This window comes from Nostoc sp. (assembly GCF_036917375.1).
Taxonomy (GTDB): Bacteria; Cyanobacteriota; Cyanobacteriia; order Cyanobacteriales; family Nostocaceae; genus Nostoc.
Genome location: NZ_JBALDN010000111.1, coordinates 60002 through 82142 on the forward strand (window position 1 = coordinate 60002; position 22141 = coordinate 82142).

The 22141-nt window shown below is 41.4% G+C and carries 22 protein-coding genes; 8 read left to right on the forward strand and 14 right to left on the reverse strand.

The annotated features are described in order from the left end of the window. Positions 1-293: 293 nt before the first annotated feature. From V7K45_RS30755 to V7K45_RS30770, 4 genes are all read right to left on the reverse strand, one after another. A complete protein-coding gene (locus V7K45_RS30755; protein ID WP_335009427.1) occupies positions 294-1658 on the reverse strand; it encodes a hypothetical protein in 1365 nt (454 codons plus the stop codon). Positions 1659-1766: 108 nt separating this feature from the next. Next, positions 1767-2471 carry a hypothetical protein gene (locus tag V7K45_RS30760; RefSeq protein WP_335009429.1) on the reverse strand — a complete coding sequence of 235 codons (705 nt, stop codon included), beginning with the start codon at positions 2469-2471 and terminating at the stop codon, positions 1767-1769. Positions 2472-3737: 1266 nt separating this feature from the next. Then, a complete protein-coding gene (locus V7K45_RS30765) occupies positions 3738-4010 on the reverse strand; it encodes a GlsB/YeaQ/YmgE family stress response membrane protein (protein ID WP_104909288.1) in 273 nt (90 codons plus the stop codon). Between the two features lie 428 nt (positions 4011-4438). Then, the gene (locus V7K45_RS30770) at positions 4439-4939 is read right to left on the reverse strand and encodes a DUF4174 domain-containing protein (protein ID WP_335009431.1); all 501 of its coding nucleotides are present in this window, start codon (positions 4937-4939) and stop codon (positions 4439-4441) included. Between the two features lie 34 nt (positions 4940-4973). Between V7K45_RS30770 and V7K45_RS30775 the strand changes: the two genes are divergently transcribed. Further along, complete coding sequence (locus tag V7K45_RS30775; protein WP_335009433.1) at positions 4974-5171, forward strand: hypothetical protein; 198 nt, start codon at positions 4974-4976, stop codon at positions 5169-5171. Positions 5172-5342: 171 nt separating this feature from the next. Here the strand turns inward: V7K45_RS30775 and V7K45_RS30780 are convergent, their stop codons facing one another. Beyond that, a complete protein-coding gene (locus tag V7K45_RS30780; RefSeq protein WP_335009435.1) occupies positions 5343-6323 on the reverse strand; it encodes an aldo/keto reductase in 981 nt (326 codons plus the stop codon). A gap of 311 nt (positions 6324-6634) precedes the next feature. Next, positions 6635-6781 (reverse strand): hypothetical protein, encoded by a 147-nt coding sequence (locus V7K45_RS30785; protein WP_335009437.1) that lies wholly within the window; start codon positions 6779-6781, stop codon positions 6635-6637. Between the two features lie 272 nt (positions 6782-7053). Here V7K45_RS30785 and V7K45_RS30790 point away from each other — a divergent pair, with 272 nt between their 5' ends. Beyond that, positions 7054-7236: a hypothetical protein gene (locus V7K45_RS30790; RefSeq protein WP_335009439.1), complete on the forward strand. Its 183-nt coding sequence runs from the start codon at positions 7054-7056 to the stop codon at positions 7234-7236. A gap of 81 nt (positions 7237-7317) precedes the next feature. Here the strand turns inward: V7K45_RS30790 and V7K45_RS30795 are convergent, their stop codons facing one another. Further along, complete coding sequence (locus tag V7K45_RS30795; RefSeq protein WP_335009441.1) at positions 7318-7506, reverse strand: hypothetical protein; 189 nt, start codon at positions 7504-7506, stop codon at positions 7318-7320. A gap of 422 nt (positions 7507-7928) precedes the next feature. Here V7K45_RS30795 and V7K45_RS30800 point away from each other — a divergent pair, with 422 nt between their 5' ends. The 3 genes from V7K45_RS30800 (at position 7929) to V7K45_RS30810 (ending at position 11001) form a co-directional block, all read left to right on the forward strand. After that, positions 7929-8165 carry a hypothetical protein gene (locus V7K45_RS30800; protein ID WP_335009443.1) on the forward strand — a complete coding sequence of 79 codons (237 nt, stop codon included), beginning with the start codon at positions 7929-7931 and terminating at the stop codon, positions 8163-8165. A gap of 152 nt (positions 8166-8317) precedes the next feature. Continuing rightward, positions 8318-9601 (forward strand): MFS transporter, encoded by a 1284-nt coding sequence (locus tag V7K45_RS30805; protein WP_335009445.1) that lies wholly within the window; start codon positions 8318-8320, stop codon positions 9599-9601. 299 nt (positions 9602-9900) lie between these two features. After that, positions 9901-11001 (forward strand): alpha/beta fold hydrolase, encoded by a 1101-nt coding sequence (locus V7K45_RS30810; RefSeq protein ID WP_335009447.1) that lies wholly within the window; start codon positions 9901-9903, stop codon positions 10999-11001. A gap of 386 nt (positions 11002-11387) precedes the next feature. Here V7K45_RS30810 and V7K45_RS30815 read toward each other — a convergent pair whose 3' ends face one another. After that, complete coding sequence (locus V7K45_RS30815) at positions 11388-12917, reverse strand: glycosyltransferase (RefSeq protein WP_335009449.1); 1530 nt, start codon at positions 12915-12917, stop codon at positions 11388-11390. A 726-nt stretch (positions 12918-13643) separates the two neighbouring features. On the opposite strand from V7K45_RS30815, the gene V7K45_RS30820 reads away from it, so the two are divergent. Then, positions 13644-13985: a GFA family protein gene (locus tag V7K45_RS30820; protein WP_335009522.1), complete on the forward strand. Its 342-nt coding sequence runs from the start codon at positions 13644-13646 to the stop codon at positions 13983-13985. A gap of 258 nt (positions 13986-14243) precedes the next feature. Next, positions 14244-14516, forward strand: a complete 273-nt coding sequence (locus V7K45_RS30825) for a Precorrin-3B methylase (protein ID WP_335009451.1) — start codon at positions 14244-14246, stop codon at positions 14514-14516. Between the two features lie 8 nt (positions 14517-14524). On the opposite strand, the gene V7K45_RS30830 is transcribed toward V7K45_RS30825, so the two are convergent. After that, positions 14525-14986 (reverse strand): DUF3592 domain-containing protein, encoded by a 462-nt coding sequence (locus V7K45_RS30830; RefSeq protein WP_335009453.1) that lies wholly within the window; start codon positions 14984-14986, stop codon positions 14525-14527. 408 nt (positions 14987-15394) lie between these two features. Here V7K45_RS30830 and V7K45_RS30835 point away from each other — a divergent pair, with 408 nt between their 5' ends. Next, a complete protein-coding gene (locus V7K45_RS30835) occupies positions 15395-17659 on the forward strand; it encodes a glycoside hydrolase family 10 protein (protein ID WP_335009455.1) in 2265 nt (754 codons plus the stop codon). A 174-nt stretch (positions 17660-17833) separates the two neighbouring features. Here the strand turns inward: V7K45_RS30835 and V7K45_RS30840 are convergent, their stop codons facing one another. The 5 genes from V7K45_RS30840 to V7K45_RS30860 form a co-directional block, all read right to left on the reverse strand. Next, on the reverse strand, positions 17834-18475 hold the full coding sequence (locus V7K45_RS30840; RefSeq protein ID WP_335009457.1) for a DUF938 domain-containing protein: 642 nt from the start codon (positions 18473-18475) through the stop codon (positions 17834-17836). After that, positions 18429-18641, reverse strand: a complete 213-nt coding sequence (locus V7K45_RS30845; protein WP_335009459.1) for a hypothetical protein — start codon at positions 18639-18641, stop codon at positions 18429-18431. Before V7K45_RS30845 ends, V7K45_RS30840 begins: the two co-directional genes overlap by 47 nt. A 616-nt stretch (positions 18642-19257) precedes the next feature. Continuing rightward, complete coding sequence (locus V7K45_RS30850; protein ID WP_335009461.1) at positions 19258-19725, reverse strand: hypothetical protein; 468 nt, start codon at positions 19723-19725, stop codon at positions 19258-19260. A 103-nt stretch (positions 19726-19828) separates the two neighbouring features. Then, a complete protein-coding gene (locus V7K45_RS30855) occupies positions 19829-20131 on the reverse strand; it encodes a hypothetical protein (protein ID WP_335009463.1) in 303 nt (100 codons plus the stop codon). A 605-nt stretch (positions 20132-20736) separates the two neighbouring features. Continuing rightward, positions 20737-22140, reverse strand: a complete 1404-nt coding sequence (locus tag V7K45_RS30860) for a glycoside hydrolase 100 family protein (protein ID WP_335009465.1) — start codon at positions 22138-22140, stop codon at positions 20737-20739. Position 22141 lies beyond the last annotated feature (1 nt).

Consider the following 22141-nt stretch of genomic DNA (forward strand, 5'->3'; position numbering starts at 1 on the left):
ATGCTGTAAGCAAGATTTCATACAGGTAAATGAGACTTCCATAATCTAATTAAATTAGAATTTATATGAATAGTTATTATTCTTATTCCAAAGAATTTATTATTTACAAGGTTTGGATTCTCGGTTTAAAAAATAAAATTTCCGCTATATCCATTTTTGTTTGAATTAACTGACAACTAATGAGTTGTTACACGGGTAGGGTAGCACAGCTAGCTGTGTTACCCTAATTAGTTAATTAATTATTTCTTTCTAAGCCTGATGCTCATAGGCATTGCTGGAAATTAGCGTAACAATTACGAATGACGGATTTTTAACGTTCGGTATTTGTTACCGACTATCCATAGTAGAACAATTAGCAATACAAGCGCTTTGATCGTTGATGGCTCCACTACCTTCTTCACTTCCGTGGGGGTTTGAGGAGTAACATTACACGGAATCTCAACGATTTGTGTGTGATTAGAACCATTACCACTAGGGGTCAGATCGCATTCACCTTTATTGGTGAGAGACAAAGGTGCATTTTCTGGAGAAACAGGTGCAGGTGGTTGAGGAGATAAAGAAGGTGGTTGAGGAGATAAAGAAACAGGTGGTTGAGATGAAGAAATAGGTGTTTGAGCTGAAGAACTATCGCCACTCAGTAGTAAAAGCAGAATTAAACCAAGACCCCCAACGCCGATTATTGGCCAAAGTGGAAAGGAACTAGAACTGTCTGGTACCAAGACATCTCCCGTAGAGCCAGGGAAAGCATCAAAAGCGATTGTTTCTCCATCTAAGGCCAGTGGATTGTCACTTAGCAAAGTCTCTCCTGCGATATCTTCTCCTAAGAGCTGATTAAATTCCGCTGGAATCGCATTGTTGGGGCGTCCGAGTTCTCCACCATCTTCGGAGTATGGAAAGGATAGTACTTCAAAAATCTTCTGTTGGAGTTGATTCTGATCTCCAGAACTCAACGCATCCAAGCCTGTAGAGATTTTATCTAAATAAAAATTTGTCATCTCTGGCGACAGACCTAGAGACTGAATCTGCTCTTGAATATTAGAAATTTTTGAGGCCTCTTCAAACAGCAGTCGTCCGTATGACAATTTCAGGTCTAGTAATCCATTACGAAGGCTAACAGAGTCATTGACTCCTGAGTATGGTGCCCAGTAGAACTGCTTGGTTACAAGTCCGAGTCCTTCTACTGGATTGCGACCAAAAGGTTGTCCAAGAAGGTATTGAGATCCATCCATGATTGCGGGAGATGCGTTTCTCCAAAAAGAGGCGTAAGGCACCGCAGAGAGATTGGGATTATTGCCGTAGAAGCTAGCGAAATTCTGAAAGTTTTTCTCCCCACCGGCTGCTCGGATCAGAAGGTTTTGATAACTAGTCCCATTGTTTAACTCCACTAATCGTTGGATTACCGATCCAGTTTTATTGCAGGTCAGACCAAATCCCACATCACATCCAGGAATGACTCGCATCCGGCTTAAATTCTGGTTATTAAGTTGGTACTGGAGATACTCAGACTCCAATCCTTGTTGGATGCCATAGCGTCCAACATTTAGCTGTGCAAAAGCAGACTGACACGTAGTGAGTACTACTGCAACAGATGAAAATGCGATCGCTGCAAAGCGAACTATCTTCGGCATCGCAATTCTTTGAACAATTGATTTAGACAAGATGCACCTCCACTAAACGACAGCTATTTAATTGGGGATTGGACACAAGAGACAGAGGGGAAAGACTTATTGCTACTTCTCCCCTGCCTGCTCCCCTACTTCCCCAATTCAACTCTTAGGTAAATAAATGTTGATCGTGATTCCCGTACCTTTAAGGTTTCCCGATGAGAGTGTGTGATACAAGACCAGCGCCCGGTTTGGTTGGTCAAAAAGATACCCACGACGTGTAGGTTTGATCTTCCCTTCTTTGACTAAGGAAACGAAGGCTTGTAGATATCTACGTATACCTTGACGGTTCTCTTTAGTAGTATTCGTATGACGCTCAATCAGCATCATAAAGAAGTCCAAGCTACGATTTTCCTGCCCTTGAATCAGACTGCCTTCATCTAGGAAAGAACTTGCTATGAGCCTGCTATTAACTTGTTTGACCTTAAATAAAGTAAAGTAACGTCCTTCTTTTTTAGGATCGTTGGCATAACAGACCCAGGAACCCTCTTTATTTTGTGTAAAACCCTGTTCAGCAAGGTAAGAAAGCAAAGAATTACTTGTTTTAGTTTGTGGTGGAGGTAATAAATCTTCAATGGGATCTAAAGAGCAAATCCTCTGTGTTGTTTTTCGTGGATAAACAGCAGGAGCCGGAGCCTGCTGGGTATTGACACGAAAAGGCTGTGTTGTTTTTTGTGGATAAACAGCAGGAGTCTGCTGGGTATTGATGCGAAAGGGCTTGTCATCAGACATTGCCATGCTAGACATTGCAGCCAACGCAGATACTTGGAGAACGATCGCTCCAAACAAACGAACTATGATATTCATGTTTTTCCTGTTACTCTTACTGACTTTGTGAATAATCGAATTTTTACTAGATCGATCTCGATCTAGTAGTCCTAATGTATTTGTTAAATTTAAGTGTTTGCCTGATTTGATCGAGGGTAGCTTAAGTTTTCACTAATCAAATAGGACTTTTATATAGTAGGTAACTAAGCACAAAGAGAATCAATATCTAAATAAAACACACAATGTTAATGTCTTCTTGACAATACAAATTAGGCTTTTTGATATTTTTACATATACAAAAAACTATTGACATTGTGTCAAAACTTTTCTATTTACTCTTGTCTAATTTTTTGCCATCCTAAGAGGGTTTTATGCCTTTCTTGCTGGCTATGATGATTCCTAAAAAAGAGCTTTAGTTAGCTCTTTAGTACCTTATATAAGCAGACTTTCAAAAGCTCCGTGCCTTGCACTTTAGGGCTTTTGTTGATTTCCTGGGTAGGTTGAATAATTTTTTGTTTTTTGGAGTTAGCACACCTAACTAGCTGTTCCAGCATGGTTACAAATTGATGTATAAATAGTATCTCCCTGACAGTAAAATAATATTACCATGAGCTTGAGACATGCAACAGTATTGTGGACAGTTGTCAAAGTTGTACACTAGGAATCGTAACTACCTCTCGATTAAATTTCATCGCAAATAGGTGAGAGGCAAACTTAATCTATATTACACACTACTAGTATTCAATTATTAAATAATAACAGTATGCAAAACACTACTTTATGTCTTAAATATAACTTTAATCTAAACAAAACACGTATAAATAATATAGGACTCCTATTTGATTTTTGAACAAGACTCAGTACGGATCTATCCTTTCTTTCCTATTCCCTGTTCCCTACCCACGCAAGTGAATTCAGGAATCAAACCGGATTTCTATAGATTGCGATCGCTAACCTAAGTTTTTAATTATCCTGCCAAGTAATGCCTATGCACCAAACAAAGTTAAGTTAGATTACAAGTATAAAATTTGTGATTTAACGTGTTGTTGCTGTTGTTGCCGCAGACATTATAAGTCTGTAGGTAGAAATTTACGACTTATCTAATACCAATTCAAAAAATGTTTGCGACAGATAGGGCATCCAAAATAAAATCATAGCCTCAACATTATTCAGGTTGATAATGTTGAGGCTATGAGCATGACAAGCGGCAAATTCTGTCAATAATTGTTGATAAACAGAACTTACGCATTGACAGTTCGGACAAAAAATGCGTAAGTTTTAAATTAGTTAATTCAATTTAATTTATTACAAAGCACTGCGGCTAGTTAACGCATTCCACAAGAATACTGCAACAATTGCACCCAGAACTGCTACTGCAATACCGGGAATACTCAAAGAGGGAGCCGCTAGAGCAAAGCTTCCTGTACTGAAGAATACACCCAAACTACCACCAATAAAAGCACCAACGATTCCTAATAAAATTGTTGCTAAAATTCCGCCGCCTTGATGACCGGGGTAGATAGCCTTTGCGATCGCACCAGCAATTAGACCTAAAACAATCCAAGCAAGAATATTCATTGTTTTTATTTGATAAATGTTTTTTAGTGACAAATACACAATAGCAATCCAAATATTGACATTCAATCTACCAACAGAAGCAATGATCGATAGCCTTGAGGATGAACGCGATTACTTCTTGTGATGAACTCTCTTAATTGAAATGGACAATAAAAAAAGCTCCTAGTAGGTATAAAACCAGGAACTAATAAATTCATTGCTTGATAATTGCACTATATGCATTTTTAATGATTGTTCTCATCTACTTGAAGAATTAAGCTCAGGTTTGAAAGCAGCTACTTTTGTAGGTTCGCACTTAAGTTTATTCAACTTGTAGTATTCTGGGGCTTAAGAGGTTTGTGCTTAGGGATTGGCGTAGCGTTTGTAGTAAAGGGCAATTACCTGTACTTGCGGTAGTGTTAAACAGTAAAATTAACTGCTGTACCAATTTATCGTTCTTGCATTTCTTGCTGACGCATCGGCATAGCGTCAATTTGCTCAAAAATTGCTGTCGCTTGCACTGGTGTAGTTTCTTGGCGCTTAATACCTCCATCTTTGCCAATCAAAATGACGCGAAAATTTTCTTTATTAACTCCAAAGCGATTTCGCAAATTGGCGGCAGAAGACTCATCTATTAACTGTCCGTTGGCATAGCTTTTATCTGTTGCCAAAACTTGAACGAGAACTAAATCCCGATCTTTAAAATCGTTTTGGTGCTGGTTAAATAACTGCATCTGTTGCTGATAGTTATGGTTATCAACAGATGGTGCAAAGAGTAGCAGCACGCGACTTTGCCATTTTTGGGAACTGAGGTTAAATGAAGACATTTTGATCGTATGGGTTGAACCTTGGACAGTACCAGCAATGCTGACGGGTGATAGGGCTATAGACGCGGAAAGAGCCAGGGCGATTAATACTGAGTTATTCACTTCGGGGCTTGTTAGGCTCATAATGTAGACTATGACATGAATAAGGTTTGATGAAATGTCAGAAGCTTTTCCAGACTCTTTTCAACTGCAACAATGGCATCAAGGTATTGAAATGGCTAACCGCAATAACATTCTCTGTCATTGTCGTAGTTGCAACTATGAATGGGTAGACTCTGTGAGTGATGCAGTCTGTAGTAAATGCAACAGCAAAGATATTGAACATATCTCGTGCTGGCAGTTTCCAGATGATTGAATGAGTATCCAGATATATAGCCGATAAAATAGCGATGTCTACGACGGGCTGCGCCTACGCTACTTTTGACATTTCCTCTGAGAATTCTGGGTGATTACTTTGTTAAGCTGCGGTAATGTCTGCTTGTGCATCTAAAGCAGAACTTGAAAAAATACTCCACCACCCAGAGGATCAACGGTTAACAGTACTCATATCAGGATAGCGATCGCCAGCTGCCACATTTTTTGGTGCAACTGTTTCCAGTCGATTCAACTCTTGTTCAGTTAGGATAATTTCGGTAGCTGCAACATTCTCCTCCAAGTAAGTACGGCGTTTTGTACCAGGGATTGGGACAATATCTTCTCCTTGAGCGAATAGCCATGCTAAAGCAAGCTGACTAGAAGTTACTCCTTTTTCGCTGGCGATCGCTTTGACTTGCTCTACTAATTGCAGGTTTTTATAAAAATTCTCACCTTGAAAGCGAGGAGAATTTCTTCGATAGTCATCAGGTGCAAGATCGTCAGGGCTAGCGATCGCACCTGATAAAAATCCTCTTCCTAATGGGCTATAGGGAACAAACCCAATTCCTAATTCCCGCACGGTAGGTAAAATTTCATCCTCTGGCTCTCGACTCCAAAGAGAGTATTCTGTTTGCAGTGCAGTAATCGGGTGAACTGCTACAGCCCGTCGAATTGTCGCCGGGGCAGCTTCCGAAAGCCCCAAATAACGCACTTTTCCCAGCTTGACTAACTCTGCCATTGCCCCAACAGTATCTTCAATGGGGACAGTTGGATCTACCCGATGTTGATAATAGAGGTCAATTACTTCCACTCCCAGACGTTTTAACGAGGCATCGCAAGCTTGATGTACATATTCTGGTCTACCGTTAACCCCTTTAAAGCCACCATCTTCAGTACGGACATTGCCAAATTTAGTTGCCAAAACTACTCGATCTCGGCGATCTTTAATTGCTCTGCCTACTAGTTGTTCGTTGGTAAACGGCCCATACATATCAGCAGTATCAAGAAAATTAACTCCAAGTTCTAACGCCCGATGAATTGTCGCGATCGCCTCAATTTCATCACGACCGCTATAGAACTCAGACATTCCCATGCAACCAAGTCCGATAGTTGAAACTTCTAAGCCTTGTTTGCCTAGCTTTCTGGTTCTCATAAAATAATTTCCTACTCAGTAATTGGTCTTAGAATATGACACCTTTCAGCATTATCCTTTCCCTTTCACCAAGTCATCTATTATTAGAAGTATTTACTGATATAAGTACGTTGATTTGCGGGTACATTTTATCAGCCGTGTTCAGACAGCTTTCTAGCCTACTAGTTCGCCAAGTTCACTTGGCGGGGTAAAGGGTAAGGGGGAAGGGGGAAAGGTTTTAAATCCCTTAACCTTTCCCCTTTCCCCTTTCCCCAGACCTCACCTAGCATTTTTGGGTTGGCAGACCACTACGCACTTTTACTATGGGTTTTCTAGTGAATTGCTAGCCAGTTGTAGCGTTCGCGCAACGTCCCGTAGAGAGGCGATGACCAAACGCTATAAATTGGTTGCTGAGTTATTTTACAGCGTTGGGTCAACAACTGGCGATGTGTGGTTGTTCTGTTCTGTTGATATCTCATTTAAACTGCAAAATACAGAGTTGTGATGCCAAATTGCCAGAACCTCTGAACATGGTATCATCACTTCAACTTTGTCTTAAAGGAGAAGTGGATAAAGTTGACAACAGTTTGGTCAAATACCTCCACCAATTCAAGAGAGAACTTTTAGCAAAAGTTCGTTAAGCACACACAATAATGGTCGGTTGTTACATACACCAGTCTGATTGTGATTAGTCAGAATATAGTAGTGCGAGATATTGCACTCTTACAAAAGTTAAATTTAGAGGTAAACTATGTTTTCTTTTTGGGGTAATCCATGTTATGGAAGCGAACCCATTTCGCACAAAGCTAGCTTAGAGCGGAAATTAAAATTCTTGATTTGGCTACGAGATGATTTAGAGTCTAAACTGGCTGGTATTAATGCTTCTATTGATACCGTTCGTCAGCAAATAGAACGTTCAAACTCATCTACTTAAAACCTAGCTAATACAGCAATTCATCTCATCACCTGCTTATTGGGTAGGTGATGAGATGAATTGCAAGTGAATTGACGACTATTAACCAGTCAACTTAATGACACCTTGGCTAACTAGAGATTCAAGCTGAGAATGATGCTGTGTCTGGTCTCGTAGCAACTTGAGTTGCTGGTAACTCAGAATGTGTAATCCTGGCCGGACTACATAACCTTCAATGGTAATGCTTTGTGGCTGCTGGCTGTCGGTGCGATTATAACTAATTGAAGGCATATTTACAAAGGGTAAGTCAGAACTGATTAGGAGAAGAGAGTTTGATTCTTCACTCTCTTACAGCTTCACACAAGTTCCTCTTAAAGGGTGACTCAAGGTTGCGTTTGCCTCCCGTATTCAAAGAAACACGATATCCCCAAGCTAATTGGTATGCAAAGCAGGTAAAGCTGACTTGATTAGAAGGGGGTTCCTTTTTCTTCGAGATCCTGGGGGTCAACAAACTGATAGACAGACTTCCGGTTTTCCCTTAACCCAAAGAATTCCAGCTTCAAATCAACCTTTCTCAATAAATTTTGTGCGATGCCTACTAGTTCGCCAAGTGAACTTTGCGGGGTAAAGGGGAAGGGGGAAGGGGTAAAGGGTTTAAATCCCTTAACCTTTTCCCTTTTCCCTTTACCCAACCTCCACCTAGCATTTTTGGGTTGGCAGACTACTACAGTGGGCTACGCCTACGCTTTAGCTATTTTACTGTCAAGTCAATCTCTGCGATTAATAAGCGTGAACTTTGTGAGGGCATTCTCTACACCACTAACAGCCAATCACAGACGTACACCTTCAAAGTTACCCTATACCTGCCACTGACTCAGGTATCCGTTGCAGTAAGGCTCACCATCAAAAATTGGGATATTTTACAAAAATATTTTTCAACGGTGATTTAAGTACAGCATTTGGGAACAATTTATGGAACTCAGATTTTTGTAGGTACTTAGGTAATTTCTAAGTATCTACAAAAAGAGAATAAACCTGTTTAAAATGCAGCCTGAGTTTCCCCAAAAGGGAATAAATCACCGAACTTGCAATATCTATAAAAATGCTTAATTCTGAAATTCAAAAAGACCTTCGCCATAACTTTACTGTCAATGTTATTGAAAGTGGATTTTTTGGTTTTGGGTGTGGTTTCGCTTCATTTTTCACAATTCTTCCTCTATTTGTTAGTACTCTTACTGATTCTGCATTACTTATCGGTCTGATCCCAGCTATTCCACGCTTAGGCTGGCAACTACCTCAGCTATTAACAGCTAGTAAAGTAGCTCGTCTACAGTGTTACAAACCAACTGTAATGTTATTGACAATCCATCAGAAGCTTCCATTTTTGGGATTAGCACTGGTGGCTTTGTTACAACTAAAATTCAATCACCAAACTATCTTACTGTTGACATTTGCCATACTCATTTGGCAATCGCTAGGCGGTGGGTTTAGCGCTACTGCTTGGCACAGTATGGTTGCTAAAATTGTTCCCTCCACAAAGCTTGGTATTTTTTACGGTACTTTATCAGCGTCTGGTAATCTGATGAGTGTTTGTGGTGCTGCGATCGCTGGTTTATTGCTTAAGGAAATTGCTCAACCATTTAACTTTGCTCTGTGTTTTTTGTGTGCCAGTTTAGCAATGGCTGTATCTTGGTTTTTTATGTCTTGGACGCGAGAGCCGATAAGTATTGCACCATCAGCCTTTGAAAGTAGACGTGAATTTTGGGACAGTCTGATTGTGATTCTCCGCCGTGATGAGAATTTCCGCTGCTTTACGATCGCACGGATGATCTCACAGTTAGCACTGATGCCGCTTCCCTTCTATACACTCTATGCCGTACATCAATATGGGATGGGAGAAGCATCTATTGGGTTGATTACGACTCTATTGATGGTTACACAAACTATTGCTGGATTGGTTTTGGGTTGGTTAGGCGATCGCATCGGTTGCAAGTTGATTCTACAAATTGGTTGTGTAGCTTGTGCGTTCAGTTCGGTTTTAGCTTGTTTAGCATCAAATGCTAACTGGTTTTACTTGGTATTTATAGGAGAGGGAATAGGTATGATAGCTCTGCAAAATATTGCTGCGGTTATGACCTTAGAGTTTGGCAACCAACACCAACGACCAGCCTATATTGGTCTTGGTAATACCCTTATTGCCCCTGCTAGCATCCTTGCTCCTCTACTAGGTGGATGGATAGTGGAGAATATTGACTATAGAACTACCTTCTTGGTAGCAACTATCGGTGCATTAGTTACAGCAGTGATTTTGCAGGTAGGAGTAAGCAATCCACGCTATCTTGAAGAAAATTTTGGTCACGATTCAGTTAATGTTTTGCCTGAGTAGTAAGCATTTGATATTAATTCGTCATCCCTAATCCGAATGTGCTAGCGTGCTGTAGCTCATACATCTGTCACTAAAATATCCCTACTGAAGAGTTGTTAATTAATCAAAAGCCGGGGGGAGAGAGAATATTTTTGATTAATAGTTATTGCCAATTTATATTGTCGATCGATTAACCCAGCATTTTTATCACTCCAACATTGTATAAATCACTCTTGGGAGTGAAAGTTGGATGATTCTAACTATGGTATGAAGCTAAAAGCAGTTAACAAAGCATTGCAAGGTTTAGGCTCATGATATTCATGCCTCATAATTTTCTACTTGTATGGCTGTTTCAACTGCTGTCTGTTGGGGTACTTGGCGGGGGAATCTACATTCTCTATGAATGGTACGAACGAGAACTTGTAGGAACGCCCTATTTGGTGGCTGGACTAGTAATGGTTCTGTGGACTTTTGGAGGTGGTTTTATCAGTTTGCCACTGCTGCGCCGTCCTGGACAACAGGAACCCAAGTTTATGCGTAGCAAAACCGTGCAGCGCTTGTCACGCCCAGATGGGAGCGTGTTGCAAGTAGAGTTTTTTGGCCCTGAAGATGGTCAACCAATTATCTTGTCACACGGTTGGGGGCCAAATAGTACTATATGGTATTATGCCAAACGACAACTAAGCGATCGCTTCCGAGTAATTGTTTGGGATCTACCAGGGTTAGGAAAATCCGCTAAACCGAAAAACAACGATCACTCTATAGAAAAATATGCCCGTGACTTGGAAGCTGTTATTGCCATAGCAGGGGATAAACCTGTTATCTTGGTGGGACACAGCATGGGCGGCATGATTAACCTGACATTCTGTCGCCTGTTTCCAGAGCAATTGAGGAGTCGAGTAGCTGGCTTGATTCTTGTAGATACTACTTACACCAATCCGGTAAAAACTTGCATTTTTAGCAATCTGGTACGTAAATTGCAGAAACCTCTACTCGAACCTGTGTTGTACCTGACTATCGTGCTGTGGCCGATTTTTTGGTTGATGACTTGGCTCTCGTATTTAAATGGTTCGCTGTACATCACCGTCGAACTATCTGGATTTACGGGTACTGAAACACGCGGTCAACTAAGTTTTGCAGGTTTATTATCAGCATTGGGTTCGCCTGGTGTTCTGGCTCGTGGCACACTGGGAATGTTGAAGTTCGACGAAACAGACACACTTGCAACTATTAACGTTCCTGTATTGGTAATGTGTGGGGCTTCAGATATAGCGACAAAACCTGTAGCGAGCGATCGCATGAAAGCAGAATTACCTTACTCTGAAAGAGTCACCCTAAAACCAGGTGGACACATGGCATTGATGGAACAAAACCAGCAATTTTCTGAAGCAGTCAGCACATTTTGCGCTGGCTGCTCATAGCTACCTAAATCCCACATTTAGCATCCATCAAAAAATATTGCTCCAGGGTTGACGTTTCGGTGTTTCGCGCAGGCTGTAGCGACTTCCGTCTTCCCTGCAAGAACTTCCGCTTTGACGTTTCGGTGTTTCGCGCAGGCTGTAGCGACTTCCGTCTTCCCTGCAAGAACTTCCGCTTTAACGTTTCGGTGTTTTGCGCAGTCTGTAGCAACTTCCGTCTTCCCTGCAAGAACTTCTGCTTTGACGTTTCGGTGTTTTGCGCAGTCTGTAGCAACTTCCGTCTTCCCTGCAAGAACTTCTGCTTTGACGTTTCGGTGTTTCGCGCAGTCTGTAGCAACTTCCGCCTTCCCTGCAAGAACTTCTGCTTTGACCCCAGTTTTGTACTTTATTTAATCCACATTGCTTAGTACCTTTTGACTAGATCCAAAGTAGAGTTCGCTCAATTCTTCCAAAAAAACATCGGTCTGCGATTCTGGATTACGGAAGTAGGGATGGATAGGAAGGAGTTCAGCGCGAGGGCGAGTTTCCGGTGAAGATACAATTTGCTCAAGCAAAGACAGGTAGTTTTCACCAGTAGATTCCCAAGTGTACTTCTTCAGCACCCGTTGCTGACCAGCTTGGGCAAAATATTCCCACTCTTTAGCATCAGATAGCAACCGCTCCAAGCCCCGTGCAATATCAGCAGGATCTTCTGGATCGACGAGTACGCCATATTCCCGATCTCCCTGTCGCAAGCTCTCGCTAGGGCCACCGTTCTTGGTTGCTACCACTGGTAAACCTGCTACTGCTGCTTCTAAGGGAGCAAGCCCAAAGGGTTCGTAGAGTGCAGTCAGCGCAAATACTGAGCGGCGTTTAACCATAAACCTATAGGTTGCTGCCAGTGACTCTTGAGATTGATGTAACAAGCTAAATGCACTGATTTTGCCCCACAAGTCGTTTTCTTTGACCGCTTCCCGAATAGGGGCTAATACTTCTTCAGTGATTTCGTCGCTAGTCTCTTCTCGTAAAGGATTGTCCAGCGCCCCTGTAATTATCACCAAGTTAGCTCGTTCCTGAAGTGTTGGACTGATTGCGAAAGCTTGTACTAGTCCCAATATGTTTTTTTTCAGTTCTAATCGACTGGATGCCAAGATGACGGGCAAATCTCGACGGTCTTCTGCAATGTCCCGTGCCAATCGCTCCTGAATGAACTCGTAAGTAGCCTCCTCATTTTCGGAACGCGCTTCTGCACCAAAAATCGAGAAATCTGCTCCCGGTGGAATCACTGCAAAGCGGTTGTCGTTGTCTACATCCACTGCACCACTATAGACTCGATGAGAATACTGTTCAAAACGTTCTTGTCGCGTGCTGGTGATATTAACTGCCGAGCGATTCATGCTCAGGCGTTCGGCTAAAATGCGATATCTAAAATTAAATTGCTCGTCTATCCCTGTGAGATTTTCTGGGGTGACTTCCAATTTGTCGATCTTTTGAGCGCCGAGAGAATGAGCAGTAAAAGTAAAAGGTATGCCTGTCTCCTCTTCAATTAGAACGCCACACAGCCCTCCATCAGCGTAGTGAGCAGTCATAGCATCGGGTAAGTTATCTTCCTGTTGATAAAATTTTAAGATGTTCGGTATCCAATCAACGACAAGATGAGGCCATAACAACTCTTTAGAGAGAAATTCTTTTGGCCCAGCTGGTAAGCGGATAATGCGGACATTATCGATCCCTGGATAAGTGTCAATCGTTTCGGCAAACTCTGGCCACTCCGGGTCAATAATTTGACGGGTGATAATATCAACTTTATGACCCATTTGAGCTATGGCTATAGCGACTTGCCTAACGTAAATTAGCTGACCCCCAAAATCTGGGTGTTTCGTTATATGACTATTGCCTGAATCAAAATTGCCTTGAGGGTTGAGAAATCCAATATGCATAGCCCACTTCCTAATACAGGTTAATTTCTACCAGAGATTTTTGCTTGAAGACGGCAGCATAATAGCTTAGTGAGCTTGTTAAAAACTCCCAAGGCTGAAAAACGCAAGCAGTGAGGCTGTATATTAAATGGCCAATTCACGCATTTATCCTAATGTTTAAGTTAATCGCTACTGCGGCTGGCGCATATATACCCGATGACATAAATAGCATGGTAACTCTGAAGAAACAAGGCAGGAGGTGAATAGCAAGTGGTACGCCGTCGGCTGCGCTGCTCTTAGAAAATACAAAGCAAAATTACTTAATCTACCTGACAACACTACGGTTTAAGGCTTAATATCAGATAAATTAACTATTGTTTCCAAAAATGGAATTGAGTGTAGTGTATCTAATCGGATTTTTAATTGCTGTCTTTTAATTTTTATCATCAATCGATAACAAATAATCTTAAGTCATGTCAAAGACAGAACATGAATCTTGCGCTGTAGAAAAGGCAAAAACTTGTAAGACTAGATAAAAGTGCGATCGCTACCGTATAAATCAGGATGCACCGCAAGTGTAATGAATAAACCCGCGTCCTCGCAAAGCTGTCTTCAAAAATTGTTCTTGGGGGAGACCCCGACGATCGGACTTTTCGCTTCCAAGGAGATATTTTTATGGCAATAAAATTTACTGGCGGTTGTCTATGCGGCTCTGTCCGCTACGAATGTTTAGCCGAACCCATTAGAATGGTGAATTGCCACTGTCGTGATTGTCAACGGGCCACAGGAGGTGCCTATGCATCTGGACTTCTTGTACCGCAGAGTGCAGTCACCGTCACCGGAGATATTAAATACTATGACGTGATTGGTGACAGCGGAAGCCTTGTTGGCCGAGGTTTTTGCCCAAACTGTGGTTCCCGATTATTTAGTAAGCCCCCGATCCCTGAGCTTCTCGGCATTATGGCAGGGAGTCTTGACGACCCAAGCTGGTTCCAACCTGCAATGGATATTTACACAGCCAGTGCCCAGCCGTGGGATTGCATGAACCCAGACCTGCCCAAGTTCGCTAAGATGCCACCCAGACAGTAAGCTGTTAAGTACTTAATTTACACGTTGAGACCGCAGGGGAGCAGGGGAGCAGCACTTCGGCTACGCTCAGTGACCGGTGAGCAGGGGAGCAGAGGAGAGGGTTTGAAGTTCTTACCCACAATTTAAATTGTGCAACTTGTATGCACAACAGCTTAGTAGGATGCGTTATGAAAAGCTGAAATCAGCCAGCTTGGAATTGGAAATGTCAAGATAAATCTGACTCGTTAGGATGGCATTAGAAATTTATCGCATTTGAGTATGAGCAAGCAAGATACTCCACTTACAGGAGACGCGCTGATTAAAGAAGTCTGTCGGCGGATTCGAGTAGCCCGCAGCTATTGGGATGCTCACAACAATGCTGCTTGTCGGGGCGAACGCGATCGCGCTTTAGCCCTTTACAATACTCTGACTAAGGAACAAAAAGACCAGATTCCGCAAGTGTTGCGGGTGTGGTTGCGTTACCGCAGTGAGAAATATTTTGGCGCACACCGAACGCCGCCAAAGTCAGCACGAAAATCAAAACATATTTAATGCTATATTTATCCACCTGAAGACCAGCGTATAGGCAACAGTGTACCGACGCTAAAAACCACAGCTAACCCACCCATACCAAACATTGCCCAAGGTACTAAACTTTCCAGCGGATTCACCACGCGCGCAGTACTTATCGGTTCTTTAGGATTGTAACGTATCACCACCATCTGTCCGTTGCTGGAGCGATAGGACTCATAATTGCCTGTAAAGCGAGTGCGTTTACCGTTGGCTAGAAACTCGATAACTGGCGCATAGGTTTCTTTTTGCTCATTGTTATTTGTACTGCTGCGATCGCGACGACTGATGCTGTCTACCACCGTACCACGTGTTTCGTTTAGCGTTGCACCTTCGTGGGCGATTATGTTACGTACCCAAAAACCACCCCCAAGAAACAGCAATCCAATAGCCAGTCCAATACTTGCACTTAGTTTATCGTCAAAAGTATTTTGGTGAGGTTGGAAATTCATGGATTTAAGGATAGTACAACAATTAATACTTGTCGGGTTAAGGGGAAAAAGGGAAGCGGAAAAGGGAAAGAAAAAACCTTTAACCTTTACCCTTTAACCTTTACCCTTTTTCCCAAACCCAATTCCGAGTTAAAAATGCACAAAGCGAGCGGTATTGGCACAACAACATTTTGGATTTTAGATTTTGGATTGTGAAACATCCATTGGATAAGTGTTTCAGTTTCCCATTTGTCGCAATCATTTTTCAAATTGGTCTTACATTTGAAACATTTCTATTTGGCACTACTAACCTTATAACTGCGTCAAATATCTTGCAGCTAAATTACTGCATCAGTTTTCTGATGTAGTAATTTAACATTTATATGGTATTAAATATAACCAATTAACATCATTTAGTAAGCAGAAGTAATGACAACTCAGTTTTGGGAAAAAAGTAGAGAAATTAATGCAACTCTAACTAACTTACTATTTAAGCCTGTACATAGACGAGTACTAGTGGGTCTAAGCAAGCTACAGGTAACGAGTCAACAGACATCGCCGGGGATTTTGAAAAAGCCTCTGCTGCCATTATTATGTCTGATATCATTCTTTCTAGTATTGCTACTAAACAGCTTTGCCCCTGCTGTTGCCCAACTACCTCCTCAACCTCGTCAAGAAATTCGGGGAGTGTGGCTAAGTGGTAACGATTTTAGTGTTTTTAGAAATCGTTCACAGGTGCAAGCAGCCATGAGCCAACTGCGGCAGTTAAACTTTAATACTGTTTATCCCGTAGTCTGGAATGATGGTTATACACAATACCCCAGCGCCATCATGGAGAAAATGGGTATCCCCTTTTTCTTCAAAGGAACAGATGGACAAGATGTAATTGCAGACATTATTACTCAAGCCCGCAGCCAAGGTTTACTAGCAATACCCTGGTTTGAATTTGGTTTTATGGTTCCTCTAACTTCGGAACTCGCATCGCAGCATCCAGATTGGCTAACACAAAAAGGGGATGGCACTCAAACTTCAATTATTGCTGCGGGTGAAGTAGCGTGGTTGAATCCCTTTCACCCGGAAGTGCAAAATTTTATCAGGGAACTTGTCATGGAAGTGATCGCTAAATACGATGCTGATGGCGTTCAATTTGACGACCACATGAGTTTACCTGTGGATTTTGGTTATGATAAGTACACGATAAGTCTATATACTCAAGAAACCGGCAATCCTCCTCCACCCAATCCCCAAGCCCAAGCATGGATAAAATGGCGGGCAGATAAAATTACTGCCTTCATGGTAGACCTCTACCAAACTGTGAAAGCCAGAAAACCGAATGCCATTTTCTCAGTTGCTCCCGATTATTATAATTTCGCCTATAAGCTGCAACTGCAAGACTGGCTCAACTGGGTACGGTTGGGTATTGTTGATGAATTGGTTATGCAGGTGTACCGTAATGATTTGGAAAGTTTTATCGCTCAAATTACCCGTCCAGAAATTTTAGAAACTCAACAAATTATTCCAACTGGTATCGGGATTATGGCGGGGTTACGAAATCGTCCAGTTGGCATCCCACAAATCCAATCTCAAGTAGAAGCAGTGCAACAACGCGGTTTAGGTATCGGCTTTTTCTACTACGAAAGCCTTTGGGATATTGCCCCTGAACCAGCAGCGCAACGCCAGTCGGCATTTGCGGCTCTTTTCCCCAATTCAGCATTGCGCGATATCTCGCAAAATACACCCCGCAAGCCAACTTTTAACACCGTAAGCTTACCTTTATATCCAAAACCTTCCCTTGGGCAACGTGTTCGCGGCTATTTTTTGGAAGTTGCGATCGCAAATGGTCAACCAAAACGTATTTTATTAGATACAGGGTCAGCAGGGCTAAGAGTTCCCAAAGAGTTTTTAGGTAATTCTCCGATCCAAAGAACAGGTCAAAATATCAAGGAAGTATTAAGTGATGGTACTATCCTGGAAGGAGAATTAGTTTACACTAATGTCCGATTTGGTTTGATTCCCACCGCCGAACCTGTTCCTGTACAGATTGTTACTAGTCGCCAATGTACTGCCCAAAAACCTAAATGTTCAGCAAATAGTGGTGTGCCATTTTCGGGAATTATCGGTGTTAACTATTTTGAAAAATCACTTCCCTATAACCCGTTGAGAAAATTATCAGGCAATCTGAGTAACGGATTTATCGTCGTTGGCAATGGTGGTAGTAATAATAATGGCAGCCTAATTCTCGGTTTAACTGCCGAAAATCAAGCAGGTTTCAAAATGGCTTCTTGGAGTCAACAACCCGAAATTAATGGTGTACCTGGTAAAAGATGGGATTCTCGACTAACAAAAGTTTGTTTAACTCTTGCTGGGAGTTCTGCAAAAAATTCGTGTAATAGCAGAGCGATCGCTGATACTGGAACTATTAATGCTTTGACTGAATTCAAGTCAGCTTCTACAGCAGGTAAACTCAAACCCGGAGTATTAGGGTCAGCAAATGCTGTGAAAGTAGGAATTAATGGCATTTTTGATTACAGTTTGACACCAGGAACCCGTGACGGATTTAATCGCTGGAATTTGAGTATCTCGCCACAATCAGAATTGGGTATATTTGTAAATCCTGGAATCGCCTTATTTGATAAATACGATGTACTCTTTGACCAAGTTAATGGTAAACAGGGTTTTCGTAGTCGTCGATGAGAAGAAAGTAAAAACTTGCTTATTCAGATAGCATTCAACTAACCCAGGATTTACGCAAACATTGCCGAAACCCTGATGTAGAGACGCGATAAATCGCGTCTTGAAAGACCAATTATTTACACCAATAACCCTTGACTTAAGCGTATTGGCTTTTAGCCCAGTAAAAATCAATCACTAATTAGAACGTTGAAATACTACTGAAAGATTATTAGCTGGCATTTGGTAAATCTGTTGCAATATCAGATTTTGGGCGCTAGCTACTGCTATGACATCATCCAAGTTACGCACACCCCACTCTGGGTTTTCTGTGCGTAAATATTCGTCAAAAGCTGCATTACTCGCAGCTGTATGTTCTCCACCTTGTTTGAAGGGGCCATACAAATAGAGGATACCTCCTGCTTTTAGGATACGACCTGCCCCTGCCATTAACCCCAGACAGGCTGACCAAGGTGAAATGTGAATCATATTGATGTTGACGATGGCGACAATTGGCTTCGTATTTAGCCAATCAAATCCACCATTTTCCACAGCCCAAACTGGTTCTCTTACATCTAGTTCAAGCGGTGCATAAACGTTATCACATACATTGTGTTCAGTCCATGAAATAATGCTGGCTCTTGATTGTGGATTTACATCGGTTGGAAGCCACAGATAATCTTTGAGCCTAGATGCAAAAAAGACTGCGTGTTCACCAGTACCACTTGCTATTTCTAAAATAGTGCCATTCTCCGGCAACACTTGTAAAATTACTTCTAAAATTGCTTCGCGGTTACGCTCGGTTGCTGGTGCGTATTTTCGTGCGTCTTTTGGTGTCATCTGGCTCGTTATATTTATAATTAATCTCAAATATCAAACTAATACCAATTTGAAAAAAGAATGCGACAAATAGACCATTTGTAGAGACGCGATGAATCGCGTCTTTACCCAAGGATGTGTTGCAACCATTAATTGAATTGGTATAAGAGGATGTTTGAAAAGTCATGATTGATGTATCAAATATTTACCCCACCCTAACCCTCCCCTTATAAAGGGGAGGGAACCGGATTTTCTTGTTTCCACCCTTTATAAGGGGGGATTAAGGGGGGTAATAATTCGATTAAAAACATAACATACCACTTTTCAAATATCTTCTAAGAACTCGACAAATTTTTATAAAATATTTGCACAAGTTTGAGCAAGTCACTTTTTGCAAACTCACCGCTATACAACCATTTTATTCAATCATCAGGGTAACTTCTCGCCTTGTGCATTTTGATTCGGAATCAGGTTTTGGGAAAAGGGAAAGGGTTAAAAGTTTTTTCTTTACCTTTTCCAGTTAACCGAAGAAGTAAGTATCTAGGCATAAATAAATTTAAAGTTTGTAGTAAGGACTTTAGTCCTGATAATCCTTGCTCTGAGCGATAAATCGCTCACTACAAACTAGGAGTTTATTTTATATTTAATTATGTCTACCTACTTATTGGGAATGCATTGCTTTGGAGTGGAATGCCCAAAAAAGTCAAATCGAACGATCGCCACGAGACGAAGACGAAGATAAATAACTTTTAACTACAATCTTTAGTCTGCTTTTAGCGAGAGCCTTTCATAAATTTGGCTCTCTAGCTCAAGAAAAATTTTCCAGAGATTGGATCTTGTTTGAGGGATTCAATAAAATCTCTCAAAGTCATCATGCTGCCTGTTAACGTGAACTTGGGAGTGCCATTTTGAGCAACGATTCTCACTTCATTGTCTTGAATCTGAATCTTATTTTTAATAATATTCCATAGAGCATCGAAGCTCTCATCATCCTTACAACCATTGGCTTCCAGGAATTTTTGGCGTACTTCTGTTTTTAGTGCCAGTGCTTCTGCTGCTTGAGTACGCGCCTCAAAGTGCTTAACTACATCTTCATAAGCACTTTCTCTCAGAGTTTTGTTTTCAGCCAGAACTTGTTCTAACTGAGTTTTGATGGCTTTCAGTTGGGATGCTAAAGCGGCTGATTTTTGATATTCAACTTTTAAGGCTTGCTTTGCATTAACTAACAAGGCTTTATAATCTAGCTGATCTTGATTTTTTTCGGATTGCATTTTTATCTCTCAATTAACACATTTTCGGCGATAAACTCTCGTCAGTTATATAACAAAACTGGCGAGAGCCTGGTAAATATTGTCTGTGTTATCTGAGTTTCAGCTATTGCACTAATAATGGTGATTCAGAGTGAGGATTCTCCTGAATACTACTCAAACTAGAACTAATGTGGGAGCGGATAGCTCGTTCGTAAACACTAGTCTGCTGAGTGCGTACCCCTACAGCCTGATATATTAAGTTAACTTCTGGGAATTCAGACCAATACATCAAAAAAATGTCTTTAGCTGGAGTAATAATTTCATAATTATTCTCTTGTCTTTTCTTTCTAAGTTTACAATTATTAAGTTGTAATTTTTGTCTGAATAGTTTTTCAAATTCTGGAATTAAATCTGAAGTAGTTTTCATGGTTAATACACGTTAAAACGTGTTAATTATGCAAAGACTATCTGGTGATATTATTAAGTATGACACTTCAGATACCTCTTATAACTATAGTGTATCAGTTATCGGGTATTTGAGAAGGGTATTCAGAGACAGGGTAATTAGTTGGTGTAAACTTTCATAGAGAACTAGGCTGTGCGATCGCTGGAACCTTTTAATCAGGATTTTTATAGTACAAATACACTATTTACTAAAATATACTTATCAAAAGTTTGCTCGCTTGCAATGTTATGTCGGTATAGCTAGTACAGCCAGAAGTTTACGTACCTTTAACCAGTGGCTCATAACAACTTGTCTGGTGAATTGAGATGGTAGCTAGATTTACGCGTCGGCTGTACTAGTTAGCAGAAACACCCTGTATAATTCCACTAATCATCTTTGGAGTAAAACTTTGCGAGGTATTGACTACTCAATACTGTTCGGTTCAGAGAAGAGATGCGATGAATCGCCGTCTCTACAATAGACTTCTTGGCATTTGTCAGGGTAAAGAAACTAAAATCCTTTCCCTTTAACCTTTTCCCTTTTCCCTAAGAGTGCAAAAATATATTTTTGCAAGAGGTCTAATCTACCTACAGGCTACAGCCTGGGACTTCAAGACCCTCTGCAAAACTGATTAATTCCAAGTACTCTGGATTTTCCACAAGCTTTTTAGCAGCTAGCAATCCGGCAATGCTCCAAGTTTGATAAATTCGGGCTTCTTTGCCAATTAAACGACCATTATTGCCATCGTAGTATTCCGGGAATTTATCTCTAAATAAACGCTTTTCGGCAATAGCGATCGCTGCTTGAGCAAGTTCTGTTCGACCGGCTTTCAGTGCCGCAGCAGTAAATAACCACAGTAAAACGGGCCAGTTACCGCCGTTGTGATAAGACCAAGCCCTGTTTTTAGAGTCACATCCTGTAACAATTCTCCACTCTAAACCTTCTAAAGCGGGAAAGCAAATTTTAACAGGCATATAGCCGATTAAGTCTTGCCAACGTTGGGCGAATAAATTCATAATGCTTTGAGATTCTTTTTCGCTTGCTAAGGAAGTTAAAATTGCCATCAGATTTCCCAGAGCAAAAAAGCGAAAATCTATCCGTCCCGGCCCCAGATTTCCCGCTAAATATCCTCCGGTTTCAGGCAACCACTCGGTCAACCAACTAGGAATTGATTCTGAGTTGATGTTGAATTTATTAACAATTTCTTTACCAAATTCGTTATCTTTGTAACGATAGATTTCCCCCAATCGCTTCAGGTCTAGCCAATAATAGTTGCGGATATGATATTTCAAAGATCCCAATCGCCTATTGACTTTGCCGAGGTAAGCATCGCCATCCCCATCTGGTAACAGCAATTCACCAGCAGCCCTCAAGGACGCGTAGAATAACACCTGAATTTCTAAAGGATGTTCGTAAACTCCCATGCGACGGTCAATCATAAACGCGCCATCGGGAACTAACATTGTTGGGTACATGGAAAACCGATGTACTAAGCAAAGATCCAAAATTAACTTGATTCCGGCTTGAAAATCTGGCTGACGCGCTAGTGACAAATCGCCTGTAGTTTTTTCATAAGCGCGTAGCAAGAGAATCCACCACATACAAGAATCAATTGGAGGAACACGAGCGATCGCTAGTTCACCAAAATCAGCGACCAAAAATTCCTCATTCCCCTTAGAATGAACCTTGAAACTGGCAGGCATTAATCCCGCTCCCGGCTCAAAGCAGTCTATGTGCTTTTCATGACTTTGCAATTTAAGTGTCTCTACTAAGAAATTACGCACAATCTCTGCTTTGCCATACATGAGAAACACCAAGGCAGAAGGGACAAAATCGCGGAGGAAGCACTGGTCATAATTGAGTGCATCTGACTCCGGATCGTGGGCGGCTACAGTCCCAATGGGTTTTCCTTGGTAATAAATTACGGAATCTTCCAATAATTCCCAGGCTTCTGCTTCCATCTGACTGTTCTTATCGATCGCGCTAGTCATG